16 protein-coding genes are annotated in these 20,415 nt (G+C 73.1%); 5 read left to right on the top strand and 11 right to left on the bottom strand.

The annotated features are described in order from the left end of the window. Window positions 1-117 precede the first annotated feature (117 nt). From OO48_RS28560 to OO48_RS28535, 6 genes are all read right to left on the bottom strand, one after another. The gene (locus OO48_RS28560; protein ID WP_033221408.1) at window positions 118-570 is read right to left on the bottom strand and encodes a hypothetical protein; all 453 of its coding nucleotides are present in this window, start codon (window positions 568-570) and stop codon (window positions 118-120) included. 239 nt (window positions 571-809) lie between these two features. Continuing rightward, a complete protein-coding gene (locus tag OO48_RS28555; protein WP_033221406.1) occupies window positions 810-1,958 on the bottom strand; it encodes an XdhC family protein in 1,149 nt (382 codons plus the stop codon). Window positions 1,959-2,034: 76 nt separating this feature from the next. After that, entirely contained in the window at window positions 2,035-3,498 is a 1,464-nt protein-coding gene (locus tag OO48_RS28550) for an NCS2 family permease (RefSeq protein ID WP_033221402.1), read from the bottom strand. Window positions 3,499-3,695: 197 nt separating this feature from the next. Then, entirely contained in the window at window positions 3,696-6,056 is a 2,361-nt protein-coding gene (gene pucD, locus OO48_RS28545; RefSeq protein ID WP_209439553.1) for a xanthine dehydrogenase subunit D, read from the bottom strand. Next, window positions 6,053-6,538, bottom strand: a complete 486-nt coding sequence (locus OO48_RS28540) for a (2Fe-2S)-binding protein (RefSeq protein WP_033221401.1) — start codon at window positions 6,536-6,538, stop codon at window positions 6,053-6,055. The genes pucD and OO48_RS28540 overlap by 4 nt, the downstream gene beginning before the upstream one ends. Continuing rightward, window positions 6,535-7,422, bottom strand: coding sequence for an FAD binding domain-containing protein (locus OO48_RS28535; protein ID WP_033221400.1), 888 nt, complete (start codon window positions 7,420-7,422; stop codon window positions 6,535-6,537). The genes OO48_RS28540 and OO48_RS28535 overlap by 4 nt, the downstream gene beginning before the upstream one ends. A 283-nt stretch (window positions 7,423-7,705) precedes the next feature. On the opposite strand from OO48_RS28535, the gene OO48_RS28530 reads away from it, so the two are divergent. Next, window positions 7,706-9,298 carry a PucR family transcriptional regulator gene (locus OO48_RS28530; protein ID WP_033221399.1) on the top strand — a complete coding sequence of 531 codons (1,593 nt, stop codon included), beginning with the start codon at window positions 7,706-7,708 and terminating at the stop codon, window positions 9,296-9,298. Window positions 9,299-9,329: 31 nt separating this feature from the next. Here OO48_RS28530 and OO48_RS28525 read toward each other — a convergent pair whose 3' ends face one another. The 3 genes from OO48_RS28525 to OO48_RS38615 all read right to left on the bottom strand — a co-directional run bounded on the left by OO48_RS28525 (window position 9,330) and on the right by OO48_RS38615 (window position 13,370). Beyond that, window positions 9,330-10,667 (bottom strand): acyltransferase family protein, encoded by a 1,338-nt coding sequence (locus OO48_RS28525; protein ID WP_245194842.1) that lies wholly within the window; start codon window positions 10,665-10,667, stop codon window positions 9,330-9,332. A gap of 1 nt (window position 10,668) precedes the next feature. Continuing rightward, on the bottom strand, window positions 10,669-12,759 hold the full coding sequence (locus OO48_RS28520) for a bifunctional polysaccharide deacetylase/glycosyltransferase family 2 protein (protein ID WP_051733010.1): 2,091 nt from the start codon (window positions 12,757-12,759) through the stop codon (window positions 10,669-10,671). A 119-nt stretch (window positions 12,760-12,878) separates the two neighbouring features. Further along, entirely contained in the window at window positions 12,879-13,370 is a 492-nt protein-coding gene (locus OO48_RS38615) for a hypothetical protein (RefSeq protein ID WP_033221395.1), read from the bottom strand. Between the two features lie 349 nt (window positions 13,371-13,719). On the opposite strand from OO48_RS38615, the gene OO48_RS28510 reads away from it, so the two are divergent. Continuing rightward, window positions 13,720-14,697, top strand: a complete 978-nt coding sequence (locus OO48_RS28510; RefSeq protein ID WP_157845557.1) for a glycoside hydrolase family 16 protein — start codon at window positions 13,720-13,722, stop codon at window positions 14,695-14,697. 48 nt (window positions 14,698-14,745) lie between these two features. Here OO48_RS28510 and OO48_RS28505 read toward each other — a convergent pair whose 3' ends face one another. Beyond that, the gene (locus tag OO48_RS28505; RefSeq protein ID WP_033221393.1) at window positions 14,746-15,876 is read right to left on the bottom strand and encodes an alpha/beta hydrolase; all 1,131 of its coding nucleotides are present in this window, start codon (window positions 15,874-15,876) and stop codon (window positions 14,746-14,748) included. 279 nt (window positions 15,877-16,155) lie between these two features. On the opposite strand from OO48_RS28505, the gene OO48_RS28500 reads away from it, so the two are divergent. The 3 genes from OO48_RS28500 (at window position 16,156) to OO48_RS28490 (ending at window position 20,089) form a co-directional block, all read left to right on the top strand. Further along, the gene (locus OO48_RS28500; protein ID WP_051733012.1) at window positions 16,156-17,211 is read left to right on the top strand and encodes an ROK family glucokinase; all 1,056 of its coding nucleotides are present in this window, start codon (window positions 16,156-16,158) and stop codon (window positions 17,209-17,211) included. 157 nt (window positions 17,212-17,368) lie between these two features. Next, entirely contained in the window at window positions 17,369-19,177 is a 1,809-nt protein-coding gene (ggt, locus tag OO48_RS28495; protein ID WP_033221389.1) for a gamma-glutamyltransferase, read from the top strand. 108 nt (window positions 19,178-19,285) lie between these two features. Beyond that, window positions 19,286-20,089, top strand: coding sequence for an exodeoxyribonuclease III (locus tag OO48_RS28490; RefSeq protein WP_033221387.1), 804 nt, complete (start codon window positions 19,286-19,288; stop codon window positions 20,087-20,089). A 6-nt stretch (window positions 20,090-20,095) separates the two neighbouring features. On the opposite strand, the gene OO48_RS40820 is transcribed toward OO48_RS28490, so the two are convergent. Continuing rightward, window positions 20,096-20,230 carry a hypothetical protein gene (locus OO48_RS40820; protein WP_280842438.1) on the bottom strand — a complete coding sequence of 45 codons (135 nt, stop codon included), beginning with the start codon at window positions 20,228-20,230 and terminating at the stop codon, window positions 20,096-20,098. Window positions 20,231-20,415: the final 185 nt, after the last annotated feature.

Genomic DNA, 20,415 nt, shown 5'->3' with positions numbered 1-20,415 from the left:
GCTGGGGGCGGGGGTGGTGTGAGGGCCGGGGCGGGAGGGAGCGGCCGACGCCGCCCGCCGCGCGCGGGAGGCTCCGCCGGGGCTGCGCGGGAACCGCTCCCCCCGTCCGGCCGGAGGTCAGCAGGGGCCGGAGATCGCCTTGAGGCCGACGTACACCACGCCCTGGTCGTTGATGCTGACGGAGGTGCCCGGCAGGCCCACGGTGTTCGACGCCCAGATCGGCCGGTAGCCGTAGCGCTGGTACACCACGAAGTTGCCGTCGTCCTGGTAGGTCGCGAGGACGTCGCCCGCCCACCAGGTGCCGGTCGACCAGCAGGCCCTGGTCCGGGTGTGGTTGACGTAGTCCCAGCGGTACTCGACGACGTTGCCGTCCGCCTGCACGTCGATCACGTAGATCAGGTGGCGGTTCGCGTCGAACTTCAGGATCTCGTTGGGGGCGACGAGGGCCTGGCCGCGTTCGAGCCCCGTCGTACCGCCCGCCGAGGCGCTCCCCGCCAGGGCGAGGAGGGACACCGCGGCCATCGAGCCGGCGACGAGCGCCTTGGCGATCCTGCGGGTGGTCCTGTTCATGTCTTCCCCTGCCGTCACTCGGTTGCCTTGGTTTTCCGGGTTGAGCGGGGATCAGGCTAGCCAGGTGGAATGCCCGTCGCAGGGGATTCGAACATGACGGGGGCAACGGCACGACCGGAATCTGGCGCTCCGGTCGGTGGGTCGACTGTGTGTGCACGTCAATGGCGGCGCCGACGGAGCCGCACCCCGGGCGGGCGGGCCGGTTCCGCGCCCGGTGTGACGTGGATCACCCGGCGGTGCTAGGCCGCCCGCGGGGACGGCCGGGCGGCGGGATCGTGGTGGATCGGGCCGCCGGTGGCGGAGAGCGGGAGGCAGGAGCCGCCGCGGGCCAGGGCGACGAGTTCGGCGGCGATGGAGACGGCGGTCTCCTCGGGGGTGCGGGCGCCGAGGTCGAGGCCGATGGGGGAGTGCAGGCGGGCGCGTTCGGCCTCGGTGAGGCCGGCCTCGCGCAGCCGGGCGTCGCGGTCCAGGTGGGTGCGGCGGGAGCCCATCGCGCCGACGTAGCCGACCGGCAGGCGCAGGGCGCGCTCCAGCAGCGGGACGTCGAACTTGGCGTCGTGGGTGAGGACGCACAGCACGCTGCGGCCGTCGAGCCGGTCCAACTGGGTGTCGAGGTAGCGGTGCGGCCAGTCGACGACGAGTTCGTCCGCCTCGGGGAAGCGGCGCTCGGTGGCGAAGACCGGCCGGGCGTCGCAGACGGTGACGCGGTAGCCGAGGAACTTGCCGATCCGCACCACCGCCGAGGCGAAGTCGATCGCCCCGAAGACGAGCATCCGCGGCGGCGGCACGTACGCCTCGACGAAGACGGTGACGGTGCCCTCCCCGTCCGGGTCGCAGGGCCGCCCGTCCAGGCCGAGGACGAGCCGGCCGGTGCGCCCGGCGGAGAGCATCGCGCGGGCCTCGGCGACGGCGGCGCGCTCCAGGCGGAAGGAGGCGAGGGTGCCGTGGTGGGCGTCGGCGGTGACGGCGAGGGCGCCGCCGAGCAGGGCGGGCGGACCGTCGACGACCCGGGCCACCGCGACGGGTGTGCCGGAGGCGACGAAGGCGACCGCCGCGTCCAGGCCCGGGGCGGCGCCGGGGACGACCGGCTGGACGAAGACGTCGAGCAGTCCGCCGCAGGTCAGGCCGACGGCGAAGGCGTCCTCGTCGCTGTAGCCGAAGCGTTCCAGGACGGGCGTGCCGGTGCGCAGCGCCTCCCGGCACAGCTCGTACACGGCGCCCTCCACGCAGCCGCCGGAGACCGAGCCGACCGCCTCGCCGTCCGCGTCGACGGCCAGCGCCGCCCCCGGGTCGCGCGGGGCGGAGCCGGAGACGCCGACCACGGTGGCCACGGCGTAGGGGCGTCCGGCGGCGTGCCAGGTGTGCAACTGGGCGGCGATGTCGTGCACGGGGTTGCTCCTCACGGACTCACGGACGGGGTGCGCCGCCCCGCCGGAGGGTTCGGCGGGGCGGCGGGGGGAGTGGCTAGTGGACGCCCAGCCAGGACTTGATCGGGACGAGCGCGAAGTACACGACGAACACGCCGGTCAGGATCCACATCAGCGGGCCGGGCTCGCGCCACTTGCCGGTGCCCGCCTTGATGACGGTGTACGAGACGACGCCGGCCGCGACGCCCGCGGTGATGCTGTACGTGAACGGCATCAGCACGCAGGTCAGGAACGCGGGGATGGCGGTCTCGCGGTCCGACCAGTCGATGTGCCGGGCCTGGCTCATCATCATCGAGCCGATCACCACCAGCGCGGCGGAGGCGACCTGCACCGGCACCACCGCGGCCACCGGCGAGAAGAACAGCATCAGCGCGAACACGCCGCCGGTGACGGTGGAGGCCAGGCCGGTGCGGGCGCCGTCGCCGACGCCGGTCGCCGACTCGACGAACACGGTCTGCCCGGACGCGCCGGACAGGCCGCCGATCGCGCCGCCCGCGCCGTCGACGAACAGCGCCTTCGACAGTCCGGGCATCCGGCCCTTGGCGTCGGCGAGCCCGGCCTCGGTGCCGACGCCGATGATGGTGGCCATCGCGTCGAAGAACCCGGCCAGCACCAGGGTGAACACCGCCACCGAGGCGCTGATCGCGCCCAGCCCGTGCGAGCCGAACGCGCCGAACAGGTCGACGTGCCCGAACAGCCCGAAGTCCGGTGCGGAGACCGGCGAGCCGGGCCAGCTCGGCGCCGAGCCGCCCCAGTCCTCCGCGGTCAGCCCGGCCGCCTCGTTGACGACCAGCGCGACCGCGGTGCCCGCCGCGATGCCGATCAGGATCGCGCCCCGGACGTTCCGGGCCAGCAGCACGAAGACGGTCAGCAGGGTGAGGGCGAAGATCAGCACCGGCCAGCCCCGCAGCTCGCCGGACGGGCCGAGCGAGAGCGGGGTGGGGCCGCCGGTGTGCACGAACCCGGCCTTGTGGAAGCCGATGATCGCCACGAACAGGCCGATGCCGATGGTGATGGCGTGCTTGAGCGGCAGCGGGATCCCGTTCATGATCTTCTCGCGCAGGCCGGAGACCACCAGCAGCACGATCAGCAGGCCGTAGATCACGCACAGGCCCATCGCCTGCGCCCAGGTGGTGTGCGGCGCCACCAGCGCGGATATCGCGCCCGAGACGGACAGGCCGGCCGCGACCGCCAGCGGCACGTTGCCGACCACGCCCATCAGGATCGTGGTGACGGCGGCGGCCAGCGCGGTGGCGGTGGTCAGCTGGGCGTGGCCCAGCTTGGCGCCGGTGACGTCCGCGCCGCTCAGGATGATCGGGTTGAGCAGGACGATGTAGGCCATCGCCATGAAGGTGGTGAGACCGCCGCGGATCTCGTTGCCCAGGGTGGAGCCGCGCGCGGAGATCTTGAAGTAGGCGTCGAGGGCGCCGCGCGGTGGTGTTTCGGGCGCGGTGGGGGCCGCGTCTTCGGTGGGGCCGGGCTCCGTGGAGGTCCGGGTCATGTCCACTCCCAAGGTTCATAGGGGGTTGGGGTGGGCGAGCCGACCTGAATGCCCGTCAGGTGGGGTACGCAGGGGGACTGGTTCGACTCACGGGTGGGGGTGGTGCGGCCGCCGGCCCGGCGTGGCTGGACGGCAGGACCCCGGGGAGCGACGGGGAGGACCGTGACGTCGTCCCCGGGGACGTTCTCGACCGGCCGTCAGAGCGTGTCGGTCAGGTGCTCCGGCCGCACCGGGATGCGGGTGAGCGCCTTGCCGGTGGCCTGGCGGATCGCGGCGACGATCGACGGGGTGGCGGAGACGGTGGGCGCCTCGCCGACGCCGCGCAGCCCGTACGGGGCGTTCGGGTCGGGCAGTTCGAGGATCTGCACCGGGATCGGCGGGGTGTCCAGGATGGTCGGGATCAGGTAGTCGGTGAAGGAGGCGTTGCGCACCTTGCCGTCCTTGACCACGATCTCCTCCATCACCGCGAGGCCCAGCGCCTGGGTGCAGCCGCCCTGGATCTGGCCGACCACCGAGAGCGGGTTGAGCGCCTTGCCGACGTCCTGCACGGCCGTCAGCTCGACCACCTTGACCAGGCCCAGCTCCACGTCCACGTCGACCACCGCGCGGTTGGCGCAGAAGGTGTACTGGACGTGGCCGAAGCCCTGCCCGGTCTCCTTGTCGAACGGGACGGTGGGCCGGTGGTGGTGTTCGCGGGTCTGCTCGACGGCGTCGTCCCCGAGCAGGTCGACCATGGAGATCAGCACGCCCGCCGAGGCCGAGACCACCTTGCCGCCCACCAGCGACAGGTCGGTCTGCGTCCAGCCGTAGCGGTGGCGCCCGCGCTCCAGCAGCTCGTGCCGCACCGCCTCGGCGGCGAGCTTCACCGCGCCGCCGGTCATGTACGTCTGCCGGGAGGCGGAGGTGGAGCCGGCCGAGCCGACCTCGGTGTTGGCCGGGTGGATGGTGACCTGCTCGACGCCCAGCTCGGTGCGGGCGATCTGGGCGTGCACGGTGACGCCGCCCTGGCCGACCTCGGCCATCGCGGTGTGCACCATGGCCACCGGCTCGCCGCCGATCACCTCCAGCCGGACCCGGGCCGTCGAGTAGTCGTCGAAGCCCTCGGAGAAGCCGACGTTCTTGATGCCCACCGAGTAGCCGACGCCGCGCACGATGCCCTCGCCGTGCGAGGTGTTCGACAGCGCGCCCGGCAGGGTCCGCACGTCCGGGTGCTCCAGGTCCAGCGGCGGCGGCAGCGGCATGTCCTTGACCCGCTGGAGCAGCTCGGCGACCGGCGCGGGCGCGTCGATCTCCTGCCCGGTCGGCATGAAGTCGCCCTGGGTGACGGCGTTCAGCTGCCGCAGCTCCACCGGGTCCATGCCGAGCGCCTCGGCCAGCCTGTCCATCTGCGACTCGTAGCCGAACGCGGCCTGCACCGCGCCGAAGCCGCGCATCGCCCCGCAGGACGGGTTGTTGGAGTACAGCGCGATCGCGTGCATCCGCACGTTCGGGATGACGTACGGGCCGTGGCCCAGCGAGGCGGCGTTGCCGACCACGGCGGGGGAGGCGGAGGCGTACGCGCCGCCGTCCAGCACGATCCGGCAGTCGGCGAAGACCAGCTTGCCGTCGCGGGTCGCGCCGTGCTCGTAGCGCATCCTCGCCGGGTGGCGGTGCACGTGCCCGAAGAACGACTCGTCGCGGGCGTACACGATCTTGACGGGCTTGCCGGTGTGCAGCGCCAGCAGGCAGGCGTGGATCTGCATCGACAGGTCCTCGCGGCCGCCGAACGCCCCGCCCACCCCGGCCAGCGTGAGCCGGACCTTCTCCAGCGGCAGGTCCAGGACGGGCGCCATCTGCTGGCGGTCCACGTGCAGCCACTGGGTGGCGATGTACAGGTCGACGCCGCCGTCCTCGGCGGGCACCGCCAGGCCGGACTCCGGGCCCAGGAACGCCTGGTCCTGCATGCCGACCTCGTACTCGCCGGACACGATCACGTCCGCCAGCGCCCGCACCTCGTCGGTCACGCCCAGGCCGGAGACCAGCTTCTGTTCGTGGCAGACGTTGCCGTAGGCGTGCGACTTGTACTCGTGCGGCTCGTGCACGTAGCCGTGGGTCTCCGGGTCGAGGCACTGCTCCTCGGTGGTGATCGGGGTCAGCACCTCGTACTCGACCTTGATCTTCTTCACCGCGCGGCGGGCCGTCTCCGGGTGGTCGGCCGCGACCAGGGCGATCGCCTCGCCGTGGTAGCGGACCTTGTCGATCGCCAGGGCCGGCTGGTCGGCGATCTCCAGGCCGTAGTACTTCTCGCCGGGGATGTCCTCGTGGGTGAGCACCGCGTACACGCCCGGGACCTTGAGCGCCTCCGAGACGTCGACGCCCAGGATGTTGGCGCGCGGGTGGGGCGAGCGCAGCGCCGTGCCCCAGAGCATGTCCTCGTGCCACATGTCGGAGGAGTAGGCGAACTCGCCCCTCACCTTCAGCGCGCCGTCCGGGCGCAGCGGGGAGCCGCCGATGCCGTCCTTGGACGCCTGGTTGATCTTCTGCAGGTTCTTCTGGCCCTGGATCGTCCGCGACGTCACTTCCGCACCTCCGCCGAGCACGTGCGGGCCGAGGCCAGCCGCACCGCGTCCATGATCTTCTCGTAGCCGGTGCAGCGGCACAGGTTGCCGGACAGCGCCTCGCGGATGTCCGTGTCGGACGGCTGCGGGTCGGAGGCCAGCAGGGCGTCGGTCTGCACCAGCAGCCCCGGGGTGCAGAAGCCGCACTGCACGGCGCCCGCGTCCACGAACGCCTGCTGGACCAGGCCCAGTTCGCCGTCCTCGCCGCCCAGGCCCTCCACGGTGCGCACCTCGCGGCCCTGCACCTGGCCCGCCGCCACCAGGCAGGAGCACACCGGCACCCCGTCCAGGTAGACCGTGCACGAGCCGCACTCGCCCTGCTCGCAGGCGTTCTTGGACCCGGGCAGGCCGACCCGCTCGCGCAGGACGTACAGCAGGGACTCGCCCTCCCACACGTCGTCGGCCTCCACCGGCTTGCCGTTCGCGCTGAACGTGACCCTCATGCCGCGCTCCTGATCTGCTTGCGATAGTCGTTCCAACACCACGTCAGGGTGCGCCGGGCCATCACGGCCAGCGCGTGCCGCCGGTACGCGGCGGTGCCCCGGACGTCGTCGATCGGGGAGGCCGCGGCCTTCACCAGCTCGCCGAAGCGCCGCACCACCTCCGGGCCCAGCAGCTCGCCCGACTCCCACAGGCCGCGCTCGGCGAGCACGCCCCGCAGGTACTCCTCGGCCTCCACCGCCCGGCGCGGCGTCGGCGCGGCCGAGCCGATGCCGGTGCCGACCGTGCCGTCCTTCGGGTGCAGCGCGAAGCCGAACGCGCAGACCGCGATCACCATCGCGTTGCGGGTGCCGATCTTCGAGAACTGCTGCGGGCCGTCCGCGACCGGGATCCGCACCGCGCGGATCAACTCGTCCGGCTCCAGGCCGTTGCGCTTCACCCCGAGGTAGAACTCGTCGATCGGGATCAGCCGCGACCCGCGCACCGACTCCGCCTCCACGAACACGTCCCGGCCCGCGGCCAGCAGCGCCGGGTGCGAGTCGCCGGCCGGCGAGGCCGCGCCCAGGTTGCCGCCGACACTGCCGCGGTTGCGGATCTGCGGCGAACCCACCGTGTGCGCCGCCAGCGCCAGGCCCGGCAGCGGACCCGACAGCTCCTCGATGATCCGGGCGTACGGCACCGCCGCGCCCAGCCGGACGGTCTCGCCGTCGCCGCTCCACTCGGCGAGCTCGGTGATGCGGTTCAGGTCGAGGATCGCGGATGGCCGGTGCACGTCGAAGTTCATCTCGACCATGACGTCCGTGCCGCCCGAGATCGGCAGCGCGGTGGGGTGCTCGGCCTTCGCCGCGAGTGCCTCGTCCCAGGTCGCGGGCCGAAGGAACTCCATGCGGGTTACTCCTCAAGTCGTCGCCGACGGACGCGGGCACCTGCGCCCTTGCCGGTGCCGGGGGCCCGGGGGCCCTCGGCACCGCGGTGCAGCCCGGCGGCGTGTTGGCAAGTGAACCGCTGTGACGGGGGCCACTGGCAGTCACTGATGGCATGAGGCCCGGCGGTGACCCGCACCACCGTCCTGTACGTTCCTCTAAGGTGGACGATCCTCCAGCTCAGGTCGGGCACACTGGGCCGTTCCACCCCGCGGTCCCACCCTCACAGACCAAGAAGGGCTGCCCATGCGCGTCCGCGACCTGCTCGCCCCCGGAGCCCCCCGACTGCGGCTGCTCGCCGGCGAGGACGAGCTCGACCGGCAGGTCACCGGAGTGATGACCACCGACCTCCAGGACCCCGGCCGCTACCTGCACGGCGGCGAACTCGTCCTCACCGGCATGCTCTGGCGCACCGCCCCCGTCGACTCCGAACGCTTCGTGCGCACCATCGCCACCGCCGGCGCCGCCGCCCTCGGCGCCGGCGAGGTCGAGGTCGGCCCCGTCCCCGCCGACCTCGCCGAAGCCTGCCGCCGCCACCGCCTGCCGCTGCTCGCCGTCCCCGACGACGTCGCCTTCGGCGCGGTCACCGAGTACGTCGGACGCCAGGTCTCCGCCGACCGCGCCGCCGACCTCGCCGCCCTGGTCGACCGGCACCGCCTGCTGGTCTCCGCCGCCGGCGCCGGCGGCCTCGACGCCGTCCTCGACCTGCTCGGCGGCGACCTCGACCTCGACTGCTGGGTGCTCACCCCCACCGGGCGCGTCGTCGCCGGCCCCGCCGACCGCCTGCCGGCCGCCGACCGCGACCAGCTCGCCCGCGCCCACCTCGCCGCCCAGCGCCAGCGCCGCCGCCCCCCGCACCGGGTCCGCCTCGCCACCGGCCCCTACTCGCTGCTGCCCGCCGCCGCCGAAGCGGACGCCGACACCTTCCTCGCCGACTGGATCCTCGTCGTCGCCGGCGACGTCACCGAGTGGACGCCCAAGCGCCAGCAGCTCGCCGAGAACCTGGCCCGCCTGGTCGCCGCCGAACGCACCCGCCGCGACGAGGGCCGCCGGCTGCGCCGCCGGATCGCCGACGAGGTCCTCGCCCTGCTCCAGCGCGACGCCGACCCCGCCGAGATCGGCCGCGCCCTGCACGCCTCCACCACCATGGCCACCCGCTACGAGGGCTCCACCGAGACCGCCGGCGACCAGCCGCAGTGGCTCGTGCTCTCCGCCGACGCCACCGGGCTGCCCGACGGCGCGCTGCGCCCCGTCCTCGAGGAGGCGCTCGCCGCCGCCACCGACCGCGCCCTGGTCGCCGCCCTCGGCCCCACCGGCGCCGTCGTCGCCCTGCCCGCCCTCGACACCGCCGTCCCCGCCGACGCCGTCCGCGCCCTGCTCGCCCCGCTCGAAGCCGGCCTCGGCTCCGAGGGCCGGATCACCGTCGGCGTCTGCGCCCCCGCCGCCGAGTCCGGCGGCCTGCGCGGCGCCCTCGAAGAGGCCCGGCACGCCCGCCGGATCGCCGCCGCCCGGGTCGGCCGGGTCTGCGTCGCCGGCCCCGAGGAACTCGCCTCCCACGTCCTGCTGCTCGCCGCCGTCCCCGACGAGGTCCGCCGCGCCTTCCGCAGCCGCCTCCTCGACAAGGTCATCGCCTACGACCTCGAACACCAGGCCGACCTGGTCCGCACCCTCGAAGCCTTCCTCCGCTCCGACGGCTCCTGGACCCGCTGCGCCGCCCAGCTCCACGTCCACGTCAACACGCTGCGCTACCGCATCGGCCGGATCGAGGAACTCACCGGCCGCGACCTCTCCCGACTCGAGGACCGCGTCGACTTCTACCTCGCCCTGGAACTCGCCTGAGCCGGGAGCGGAACGCGCGGCGGGCGGTGCCTCAGACGGCGACCCGGCGCTTGCCCCGCTTGCGGCGCGGGTACGGGAACAGCCGCGGCGAGCGCTTGGCGGCCACGTCCTCGACCCAGCCGAAGGCCAGCACCAGCAGGGCGAGCAGCGGGACGCCCACCACGAGGGTGAACCACTGACTGGTCAGCAGCCACTTCAGGTGCTCGTAGAAGAAGTCGACGTCCCACAGGTGGTCGATCAGCGGGACGGCGGCCACCAGCGCCGTCACGTGCCACAGGTAGACGCTGACGGCCCGCGAGTTGAGCAGGCTGACCAGCCCGTTCCAGCGTTCCAGCGGGGCCGGCCACCGCTCCCAGGACGGGCTGAGGTGCAGCAGCAGCGCGACGAAACCGAAGGACCAGACGGCCTGGGCGATCGGCCACGCCTCGATGTCGGTCGGCTGCGTCGGGTCGACCGGCCTGCTCTGCAGGTACCAGAAGCCCGCCACCATGACCAGCGGCGCCAGCGAGGGCAGGACGTACTGCGGGAGCCGCCTGAGCATCCCCTCCTGGTGCGCCATGCCGAGGATCCAGCAGGAGCCGAAGGTGGCGAAGTCGTTGACGGTCTCCCAGACCCGCTGGTAGACGAAGTCGTGCTCGACGAAGAACCCGTTCATCGCGATCACCAGCGCCAGCGGGGCCAGCAGCGTCACCACCGGGAAGCGCCGCAGCGCCCGCAGCATCAGCGGCGAGAGCAGCACGTACCAGAGGTAGGCCCGCAGGTACCACAGCGGTACCACGAGCTGGGTGGCCCAACCGGACTCCAGGTGCAGGTGCAGGCCGTGCAGCCCGTCCTCCGCGTACGGGGGAGTGCTGAGCGGCAGGAGCCAGAACGCCAGCTTCGCCCACCACCAGGTGGGGTGGCCGTCCGCGTCCGGGCCGCCGCCGTCGAGGACCTGCAGGGTGATCACGATGCCGCCGAACAGCCACATCGGCGGCAGCAGGCGGCGCATCCGCCCGCGGACCACGCCGAGGGCGGGACGGCTCAGCGAACGGGCCATCAGCGACCCCGCCAGCGCGAACATCACGCCCATCGACGGGAACAGCAGCGGCAGCCAGAACCAGCCGAAGTTGTGGTAGAGCACCACGCGGACCAGCGCCAGCGCGCGCAGCAGGTCCAGGTAGCGGTCCCGGCCGCCCCTGGGCGGCGCGGGAGCCCGCTGCTCCTCCTGCTGCGTCTCCGGCCCCGGGGCCGGGTCCGTGTCGTGGTCCCTGCGCCACTGCGCGGGGATGCGCAGCGCCATGGTGTCCTCGTGGCGCGCGAAGTTCTCGGGGACGCGCAGCGGGACGGTCTCCTCGTGGCGCCCGCGCTGTCCGGTGGGTGAAGTCATGTCACACCTCCACCGGCGCGGCGGAGACCTCGCCGGTGCGCCGGAGCTTCTGCCAGCGCAGCCTGCCACCGGTGAACGCGGTGATCGTGGACTGCAAGAGGACGATGTACATCAGCTGCCGGTAGACCACCTGCTGGAGCGGCAGGCTGATCAGGTGCCAGGGCTTCTCGCGGTCGAGCCGGAAGGCGTACCAGGACAGCACGGACTGGAGCAGGATGAAGCCGCCCCAGCTGGCGAGGGTGATCGGGGTGTCCGCGAACAGGACGCCGTACAGCAGGAAGAGGTCGACCAGCGGGGCCAGCAGCGGGGCGACCACGCCGAACAGCACGACCAGCGGCAGCCCGATCCGGCCGAAACGGCCGGCCGGCCCGCGGGAGACCACCGCGCGACGGTGCTTCCACATCGCCTGCATGGAGCCGTAGCTCCAGCGGTAGCGCTGCGACCACAGCTGCTGCAGGCTGGCGGGCGCCTCGGTCCAGGCGCGGGCGCGCTCGGCGTAGACGATCCGCCAGCCCTCGCAGAGCACCGCCATGGTGATGTCGGTGTCCTCGGCCAGGGTGTCGTCGCTCATCCCGCCGACGGCCTGCAGGGCCTCCCGGCGGAAGGCGCCGACCGCGCCGGGGATGGTCGGGATGACGTTGAGCACGTCGTACATCCGGCGGTCCAGGTTGTGGCCGAGGACGTACTCGATGTGCTGCCAGGCGCCGATCAGGCTGTCCCGGTTGCCGACCTTCGCGTTGCCCGCGACCGCCCCGATCCCCGGGTCGCCGAAGGGCTGGACCAGCTCGCGGACGGTGGACGGTTCGAAGACGGTGTCGCCGTCCATCATCACGACGATGTCGTACGAGGCGGCCGCCACACCGGCGTTCAGCGCGCTCGGCTTGCCGCCGTTGACCTTGCGGATCAGCCGGACGAACGGCAGGTCCATCTCCTCGACGATGTCCGCGGTGCCGTCCGTGGAGCCGTCGTCGATGACGATGACCTCGATCGGGTAGTCGCTGGCGGCCAGCGAGTTGAGCGTGTTGGCGATGCACTCCCGCTCGTTGTAGGCCGGGACGAGGACGGTCACCGGCTCGGTGACGGGTGGTCCCCAGGCCCCCTGTCGTTTGGAGCGGCGGGCGTGCACCGGGGCGAGCACGATCATCAGCGCGAACCGGCCGAAGTTCAGGAAGCCGACCAGGGCGAGCAGCCCGACCAGCAGCGGCAGGGTCACCACCGACACGTGGGTGGCCCAGATGAACCCCTTGCCCGCCCACAGTTGGAAGCCGTGCACCGGCACCATGGCGCTGGAGGCGCCGAGCGCGTCGGAGATGGTGGTGAAGCGGTAGCCCTCCCCCTGGAGCTTGACGATGATCTGCTCCAGCGCCTCGACGGTCTCCGACCGGTCACCGCCCGCGTCGTGCAGCAGGATCAGCTCGCCCGCGCCGGGCGTGGTGGGCATCGCGGCCTTGACGATCTCCGCCACGCCGGGGCGCTTCCAGTCGTCGGTGTCGCGGTCGATGAACGCGGTCAGGTAGCCGTGTGCGCCCACGTACTTGATGACCGGGTAGTTCCAGTCGTCCATCGCCGAGGCGTCCGAGGAGTAGGGCGGCCGGAACAGCGAGCTGTGGACGCCCGCGACGCCGGCCAGCGCCAGCTGGGTCTGAGCGAGTTCCCAGCTGATCCGGGTGTGCGACTGGTACACCAGGTCCGGGTGGGTGAAGGTGTGCAGGCCGATCTCGTGGCCGCCTGCGACGATCTGCCGGATCAGCTCCGGGTTGCGGGTGGTCATCGAGCCCGTCACGAAGAAGTCCGCGCGGATGCCGTGGGCCGCGAGCACCTTCAGGACCTTCGGGGTCCACTCCGGCGAGGGGCCGTCGTCGAAGCTCAGCACCACGGTCTTGTCGGGTATCCGGTAGCTCACCGGGTTCGCCTTCTTGTCACCGCGCGCGTCGATGACCGGGCCGCCCTTGAGCAGCGACTCGGGCACCGTCGTCTTGTCCACGGACTGGGCGATCCGGGTGTCGTGGAACACCTCGTTGGTGGCCAGGCCGCGCAGCACCAGCAGCGCGAGCAGGCACGCCAGCAGGGACAGCGGCATGAAGAAGCGCAACGGCGGCGCAGCCAGTCGTCGCGGCCTGAGCAGGGACTGCCGACGGCGCTGGTGGCGGGACAATGGCGCTCCTGGAGATGGGTGGTGCGGAGGTGCGGAGGTGCGGGAACGGCGGGTCGTCAGGAGTGCGCGGCCGACTGGCCCGAGGGCGTCGATGCGTGGACCCCGGTGGGGGATTTCGAACCGGACCGCGCGCCGCTCGGCTTCGTGCTGCCGGCCGGGCCCTTCGTGCCGGGCGCGGTGGAGCGTCCGGCCGTTCCGGTGGCGGACGGCGAGGGCGAGGGCGAGGGCGCCGCGGGGGCGGAGGGAGAAGGAGAGGGGACCGCGGGGGCGGACGGCGCCTGCGCGGGCTGTGCGGGCACCACCAGCGCCGGGGCGTCCGCCTGCATGCCGATCAGGCTGCCGCCCATGGCGACCGCCAGGACCGCGCCCACCAGGGAGACCGGCCAGCCCATGCCCCGCAGCAGGCGGCCGCGGAGGCCCGACTGGTCGACGAACACCGGCTCGGGGACCGGTTCCTCGAAACCGTCGTCATCGTCGTGTGCGTCGAAGTCGTCAGCGGAGGCGCCGGGTTCCCCCGGGCGCGCCGGTCCGCCTTCACGGGGGGTCATGACAGAGCGCACCTTGCAGCGCCTCTCAGTGCAGGGTACGTAGACCGCGGGAGCGTAGGTCGAACGCTAGACCACCCGCCAGGAGCGAATCAGGGCGGATGCCCGTTTTTGGCGGGATATGGCGCGGTGTTGTAATCGGATTGAGATGCCCGTGGGGGCATAACTGTAGGCGGACGACTGCGGACCGTTGAGCTTGGCGTATGCCTGTCAGGCGTCCGTCGGAATCCGGGCGGGGTCGGGGCGGTGTCGCTCGCACCCCCCGTTAGGATGACCGCCTCGTGCGGATCAGCTGCCGCCCCGGTGCCCAGGGGCGCGTCCAGGCGCCGCCGCTACGCCGCAAGGAGCCCGTGTGAGCCAGCCCCGCCGCATGCCCCGTCGCCGCGCGTGGAGCGTACTCGCCGTGCCGGCCCTGCTGTCGCTGCTCGCCGCCTGCTCCAGCGGCGGCGGAGCCGGAGCCGGGGACGGCGCGGCCACCGGGGGAGCGGGCGCGAAGGGCGGCGCGGCCGCGAGCGCCTCGCCGACCCCGACCGGCCCGCCCGGAACGCTGTTCGACTCCTTCCACTACACCGGGCCCGACGACCCCGCCTTCGCCGACCACGGCTGGGAGGCCCGCGACGGCGCGGGCGGCCCCGGGGTGAAGGACACCTGGAGCGCCACCGGAGCCTCCTTCCCCACCGACGCCGACGCCCAGGGCGGCCGGGTCCTGCGGCTGCGCTCGTCCACCGACGGCACCAAGCAGGGCACCAAGCAGGTCGAGGTGCAGACCACCGGCGCCCGGTTCCTCAACGGGACGTACGCCGCCCGGGTCTACCTCAGCGACAAGCCCGGCAGCGGCCGCAACGGCGACCACGTCGTCCAGACCTTCTTCCCGATCTCGCCCGAGGACTCCTCGGCGAACTACAGCGAGCTCGACTACGAGTACATGGCCAACGGCGGTTGGGGCTCCACCGGCCCGCAGCTCGACACCACCAGCTGGTTCAAGGCCGACCCGCCGGACCGGGTCACCCACGCCCTCAAGCAGCACCTGCAGGGCTGGCACCTGATGATGATCACCGCGGTGGACGGGAAGGTGACCTACTCGCTGGACGGCAAGGACCTGTTCACCAGCTCCGGCAAGTACGTCGCCCGCGAGAAGCTCGACGTCCACTTCAGCAACTGGTTCATCGACCTGCTGCCCTCCCTCGGGACGGGCCGCACCTGGGACATGAAGGTCAACTGGTTCTACCACAAGGCCGACGAGGCGGTGTCCCAGGTCGACGTCCAGAAGGCGGTGGACGGCTTCTACGCCGCCGGCACCGACTACGTCGACACCCTGCCGAAGCCCTGACCCGCCCGGGCCCGGCCGCCGGGTGGCGGCCGGGCCCGCGGGGGAGGGTCAGTGCTGGACGGGGATGACGCCGGTCAGCCAGGTGAAGACGCCCGGGATCATGGGCTTCCACACGTCGCTGCTGTGGGCGCCGTCGGTCTCCTGGACGGTGACCGCGGTGGGGGGCTTGGCGGCGGCCTTCAGGGCCTCGCCGGCTTCCAGGCCGTCGCCCTTGTTGCCGCTGATGTAGAGCGAGGTCCTCGGCGGGGTCTTGGCGGACTTGAGGATGTTGAGCGGGTTGGAGATCTCGCGCAGGTGCGGGTCCTTCGCGGTCAGCGACTTGTCCTCGACGGCCGGGTCGTTGTAGCCGGACAGGCTGACGCCGGCGCGGTAGCGGTCGGGGTGCTCCAGGGCGAGCTTCGCGGCGCAGTGGCCGCCGGCGGAGTAGCCGGCCACGGCCCAGCGGTCGGCGGAGGGGTCGGCGCGGAAGTTGTCGAGGACCATCCGGGGGACGTCGCGGGCGAGCCAGGTGTCCGCGTTGACCTTGCCGGGAACGTCGGCGCAGCCGGTGTCGGTGCTGTCGTCCAGCAGGGTGGTGCGCGGGGAGACCAGGATGAACGGGGCGACCTTCCCGCTCTGCATCATCGGCTTCAGCTGCTCGGACACCTTCAGGGTGCCGAACCAGGTCTTGGAGGAGCCCGGCCAGCCCGGCAGCAGTTCCACCACGGGGAAGGTCCTGTCCTTGTAGGCCGGGTCGTTGTACTGCGGGGGCAGCCAGACCAGCACCTCGCCGTCCACGCCGGAGATCTGGCCCTTGAGGTCGGTGGTCTGCACGTCGCCGGGCACCTTGGAGTCGTTGACCGGCTTGAACTGCTGGATCACCTTCTGGTGCTGGGCGTCGTTCCCGGGGCCACCGGCGCCCCCGCCGTCCGGCCCGGTCTGCAGGTTGGGCACCGCGCGGACGTGGTTGCCGGTGCCGAACAGGTCGTCCCAGCTGCCGTAGATCAGGTTGGCGTTGTTCACCAGGACGAACACCATGAGGACGGCCGTGATCTGACAGAACAGCAGCATCACGATCCTGGACAGCGCCTGGAAGGGCTTCGGCCCGCGGACCCTCCCCCACAGGAGGAGCGCCACCACGATCGAGACCGGCACCAGGACGATCGTGAGGAGGAGGAACGGGGTGCCTGTCAGCTGCATGTAAGTCTCTCGAATCGGGTCGTCCGGCCGTCCGGGGCAAGGTCCCCCGGTTCACGCATCACACTTGTCAGACTGCGTCACACACTCGATCAGTTGCTGTCGACACTCGCGGAAACCTGAGAGGAACATCACTTTTTCGTGAGAATCCGCTGGGTTTCCAGCGCTCAGTCTGCCAGTTCGTCCACGGCCCTCCGACCCCGGACCGCAACCTTTACCGAACCGAGGAGCATTCGTTCCGTGACCCGTGCCAGCGGCCCCGTCCGCCCCGTCCTGCCCAACCTGCTGGGCCTCGGCCCGCGCGCCGAGCGCCGTCGGCGCACCCTGCCCGCGGGGCTGCTGAGGCTCCCCACCATCGGGGTGGACATCGGCGGCACCAAGGTCGTCGCGGGCGTGGTCGACGGCGACGGCAACGTGGTGGAACGGCTGCGCACCGAGACCCCCGACAAGAGCAAGAGCCCCAAGGTGGTCGAGGACGTCATCGTCGACCTGGTCCTCCAACTCGCCGACAAGCACGACGTGCACGCCGTCGGCGTCGGCGCGGCCGGCTGGGTGGACGCCGCGCGTTCCACCGTGCTCTTCGCCCCGCACCTGAACTGGCGCGGAGAGCCGTTGCAGCAGGCGCTGAGCTCCCGGCTGCGCTTCCCGGTGGTGGTGGAGAACGACGCCAACGCGGCGGCCTGGGCCGAGTGGCGGTTCGGCGCCGGGCGCGGCGAGGACCACATGGTGATGATCACCCTGGGCACCGGGATCGGCGGCGCGCAGGTCCGCGAGGGCCACGTCGACCGGGGCAAGCACGGCCTGGCGGGCGAGTTCGGCCACATGCAGGTGGTGCCGGGCGGCCACCGCTGCCCGTGCGGCAACCGGGGCTGCTGGGAGCAGTACTCCTCCGGCAACGCACTGGTGCGCGAGGCCCGCGGACTGGCCGCCGAGGAGTCCCCGGTGGTGCAGCCGCTGCTGGCCCGGGCCGGCGGCACCCCGCTGGGCATCACCGGCCCGCTGGTCACCGAGGCGGCCCGGGACGGCGACGCCGTCGCCGTCGAACTGCTCTACGAGGTCGGCCGCTGGCTCGGCGTCGGCATCGCCAACCTGGCCGCCGCGCTCGACCCCGGCCGCTTCGTGATCGGCGGCGGCGTCAGCGAGGCCGGCGACCTGCTGCTCGGCCCCGCCCGGGACGCCTTCCGCCGCACCCTCACCGGCCGCGGCTTCCGCCCCGAGGCCGACATCGTCCACGCCGACCTCGGCAACGAGGCCGGACTGGTCGGCGCCGCGGACCTGGCCCGGCAGGTGGCCCGCCGCTTCCGCACCGTCAAGCGCCGCCGGGCGACGCTGACCTGACCCCGGAGGCCCGTGCCGCGCCGACCGGCGGCGCGGCACGGGACGTTGACGCGGCGTCAATGCCGCGTGAACGCGCCCCGGATGGCCGACACGCCTGTTGTCCGGTGCACGTCGGTTGTGGGAGAACGGGAGACCGACGCCGACCCAGGGAGGCCGCATGCGCGCCCGTACCCGTCCCGTCCCGCTCCTCGCGCTCGTCACCGCCGCCGCGCTGCTGGGCGCTCCCGCCCCCGCGGCGGCGGGGCAGTCGGGCCAGGCTCCGCCGGGCAAGCAGCCGGTCGCGGTCGGCTGGGGCGGCGCGGTGGCCAGCGTGGACGCCGACGCCACCGCCGCCGGCCTGGAGGTGCTGAAGCACGGCGGCAACGCGGTGGACGCCGCCGTCGCCACCGCCGCCGCGCTCGGCGTCACCGAGCCCTACTCGGCGGGCATCGGCGGCGGCGGGTACTTCGTCCACTACGACGCCCGCACCGGCAGGGTCGAGACCATCGACGGCCGGGAGACCGCCTCCCGGAGCGCCGACAGCTCGCTGTTCCTGGAGAACGGCACCCCGCTGCCCTTCAACGACGCGGTCACCAGCGGCCTGTCCGTCGGCGTCCCCGGCACCGCCGCGACCTGGGAGCGGGCCCTGCGCCGCTGGGGCACCCGCGGCCTGGACGAGGTGCTGCGCCCGGCCGAGCGGATCGCCGAGCGCGGCTTCACCGTCGACCAGACCTTCCGCGACCAGACCGCCGCCAACCAGGCCAGGTTCCAGGACTTCCCGGCCAGCCGCGCCCTGTTCCTGCCCGGCGGGCAGCTCCCGGCCGTCGGCTCCGTCCTCCGCAACCCCGACCTGGCCGCCACCTACCGCCAGCTCGGCCGCCAGGGCACCGACGCGCTCTACCGGGGCCCGATCGGCGCCGACGTCGTGCGCACCCTCCAGCACCCGCCCGTCGACCCCGCCTCCGGCCGCAACGCCCGCCCCGGCCGGGTCGACGCCGCCGACCTGGCCGCCTACCGGGTCCGCGAACAGGATCCGACCCGAGTGACCTACCGGGGCCTGGACGTGTACGGCATCGCGCCGTCCTCCTCCGGCGGGACGACGGTCGGCGAAGCGCTGAACATCCTGGCCCGCAGCAGCCGCGCCGACCTCGCCGACCCCGTCCAGTACGACCACCGGTACCTGGAGGCCAGCCGGATCGCGTTCGCCGACCGCAACCGCTGGGTGGGCGACCCGGCCGCCGTCCAGGTGCCGACCCGGCAGCTCCTCGACCCCGGCTACGCCGCCGCCCGGGCCTGCCTGATCGACCCGGCGCACGCCCTGACCAGCCCGCTCGCCCCCGGCGACCCGTACCACCCGGCGGCCTGCGCGGACAGCGGGCAGCCGGCCGCCGAACCGTACGAGGGGCAGAGCACCACCCACCTGACGGTCGCCGACCGCTGGGGGAACGTGGTCTCCTACACGCTGACCATCGAGCAGACCGGCGGCAGCGGCATCACCGTCCCCGGCCGGGGCTTCCTGCTCAACAACGAGCTGACCGACTTCGACTTCGCGCCGCTCACCCCCGGCGTCCCCGACCCGAACCTGCCCGGTCCGGGCAAGCGGCCGCGCTCCTCGATCTCGCCGACCATCGTGCTCAAGGACGGCCGGCCCTACCTGGCGCTCGGCTCGCCCGGCGGGGCGACCATCATCACCACCGTCCTCCAGGTGCTGACCGGCCGGGTCGACCGCGGGCTGACGCTGGAACAGGCCATCGCCGCGCCCCGGGCCAGCCAGCGCAACACCGCCGCCACCCAGGCCGAACCGGCCTTCCTGGCCTCGCCCGAGGCGGCGGAGCTCCAGGCGCTGGGCCACGTGTTCGCCGCCACCCCGGAGATCGGCGCCGCCACCGGCGTCGAACGGCTCCCGGACGGCCGCTGGCTGGCCGCCGCCGAACCCGTCCGGCGCGGCGGCGGCGCGGCGGGGGTGGTGGTGCCCGACCGCCGCTGAGCCGCCGTCAGCTGCCGGGCGCTGTCGGCGCCGGGCGGTATGTTCGGACGGGGTGCCCGGCCCGCGCGCCGGGGCCCCGTCCGTCCGCACCGCCGAGGGAAGGCCGCCGTGACCGTCCGCATCGCCACCTGGAACATCAACTCCGTCACCGCCCGGCTGCCCAAGCTGCTGGAGTGGCTGGAGTCCGCCGAGCCGGACGTGCTGTGCCTGCAGGAGCTCAAGTGCGCCACCGACGCCTTCCCCGCCGAGGCGGTCGCCGAGCTGGGGTACGAGTCCGCCGCGCACGGCGACGGCCGGTGGAACGGCGTCGCCGTGCTCTCGAAGATCGGCCTGGAGGACGTGGTCCGCGACCTGCCCCACCAGCCCGGCTACCTCGCCGAGGACGCGCTGCTGCCGGTGGTCGAGCCGCGCGCCGTCGCCGCGACCTGCGGCCCCGTCCGGGTCTGGTCGGTGTACGTGCCCAACGGCCGCGAGGTCGACCACGCGCACTATCGCTACAAGCTGGAGTGGATGGCCGCGCTGCGCGACGCCGTCCGCGAGGACGCGGCGGGCGAGCGCCCGTTCGCGGTCCTCGGCGACTTCAACGTCGCCCCCGCCGACGAGGACGTCTTCGACGTCGCCGCCTTCGAGGGCCTCACCCACGTCACCGCCCCCGAGCGCGCCACCCTCACCGCCCTCCAGGAGACCGGCCTGCGGGACGTCGTCCCCCGCGCCCTCAAGTACGACCGCCCGTACACCTTCTGGGACTACCGGGCGCTGGCCTTCCCGAAGAACCGCGGCATGCGGATCGACCTGACGTACGCCAACAAGCCGTTCGCGGAAGCCGTCACCGACAGCTACGTGGACCGCGAGGCCCGCAAGGGCAAGGGGACGTCGGACCACGCGCCGGTGGTGGTCGACCTCGACCTGTGAGGTCTCTCAGGAGACCGGCGCGCCGAGGAGCGCCGGCAGCACGTTCCGCAGCACCGGGTTGGTGTTGACGCGGTCCAGGGCCGCCCAGGCGTACACCGCCAGGGCGAGCACCCGCAGCGGGTCGGCCTCCTCGTGCTCCACTCGCCGGAGCGGGTGCGGGCCACCGTCCGCCCGTCCTCCAGCAGTCCGGCCAGCGGCCGGCCGGCCAGGTTCAACGACCAGTCCTCCGGGCCGTTGATCGTCGGCAGGCCGAAGGCGTCCCTCTCCGGTTTCCGCCGGTGCAGCAGCAGTTCGCCGAGCGGTGTGTCCGTCTTCGTCGTGATGTG

Source organism: Kitasatospora phosalacinea (assembly GCF_000716545.1).
In the GTDB taxonomy this organism is placed as follows: Bacteria; Actinomycetota; Actinomycetes; order Streptomycetales; family Streptomycetaceae; genus Kitasatospora; species Kitasatospora phosalacinea.
The sequence above is the reverse complement of the archived record's forward strand: the minus strand, read 5'-3'. Positions and strand labels throughout refer to the sequence as shown.

Coding starts and splice junctions, on each gene's coding strand:
- OO48_RS28550 (WP_033221402.1), bottom strand. CDS start 3,498: ATGACCCGGACCTCCACGGAGCCCGGCCCCACCGAAGACGCGGCCCCC.
- OO48_RS38615 (WP_033221395.1), bottom strand. CDS start 13,370: ATGACCCCCCGTGAAGGCGGACCGGCGCGCCCGGGGGAACCCGGCGCC.
- ggt (WP_033221389.1), top strand. CDS start 17,369: ATGCGCGCCCGTACCCGTCCCGTCCCGCTCCTCGCGCTCGTCACCGCC.
- OO48_RS28535 (WP_033221400.1), bottom strand. CDS start 7,422: ATGGAGTTCCTTCGGCCCGCGACCTGGGACGAGGCACTCGCGGCGAAG.
- OO48_RS28530 (WP_033221399.1), top strand. CDS start 7,706: ATGCGCGTCCGCGACCTGCTCGCCCCCGGAGCCCCCCGACTGCGGCTG.
- OO48_RS28505 (WP_033221393.1), bottom strand. CDS start 15,876: ATGCAGCTGACAGGCACCCCGTTCCTCCTCCTCACGATCGTCCTGGTG.
- OO48_RS28540 (WP_033221401.1), bottom strand. CDS start 6,538: ATGAGGGTCACGTTCAGCGCGAACGGCAAGCCGGTGGAGGCCGACGAC.
- OO48_RS28525 (WP_245194842.1), bottom strand. CDS start 10,667: ATGACTTCACCCACCGGACAGCGCGGGCGCCACGAGGAGACCGTCCCG.
- OO48_RS28560 (WP_033221408.1), bottom strand. CDS start 570: ATGAACAGGACCACCCGCAGGATCGCCAAGGCGCTCGTCGCCGGCTCG.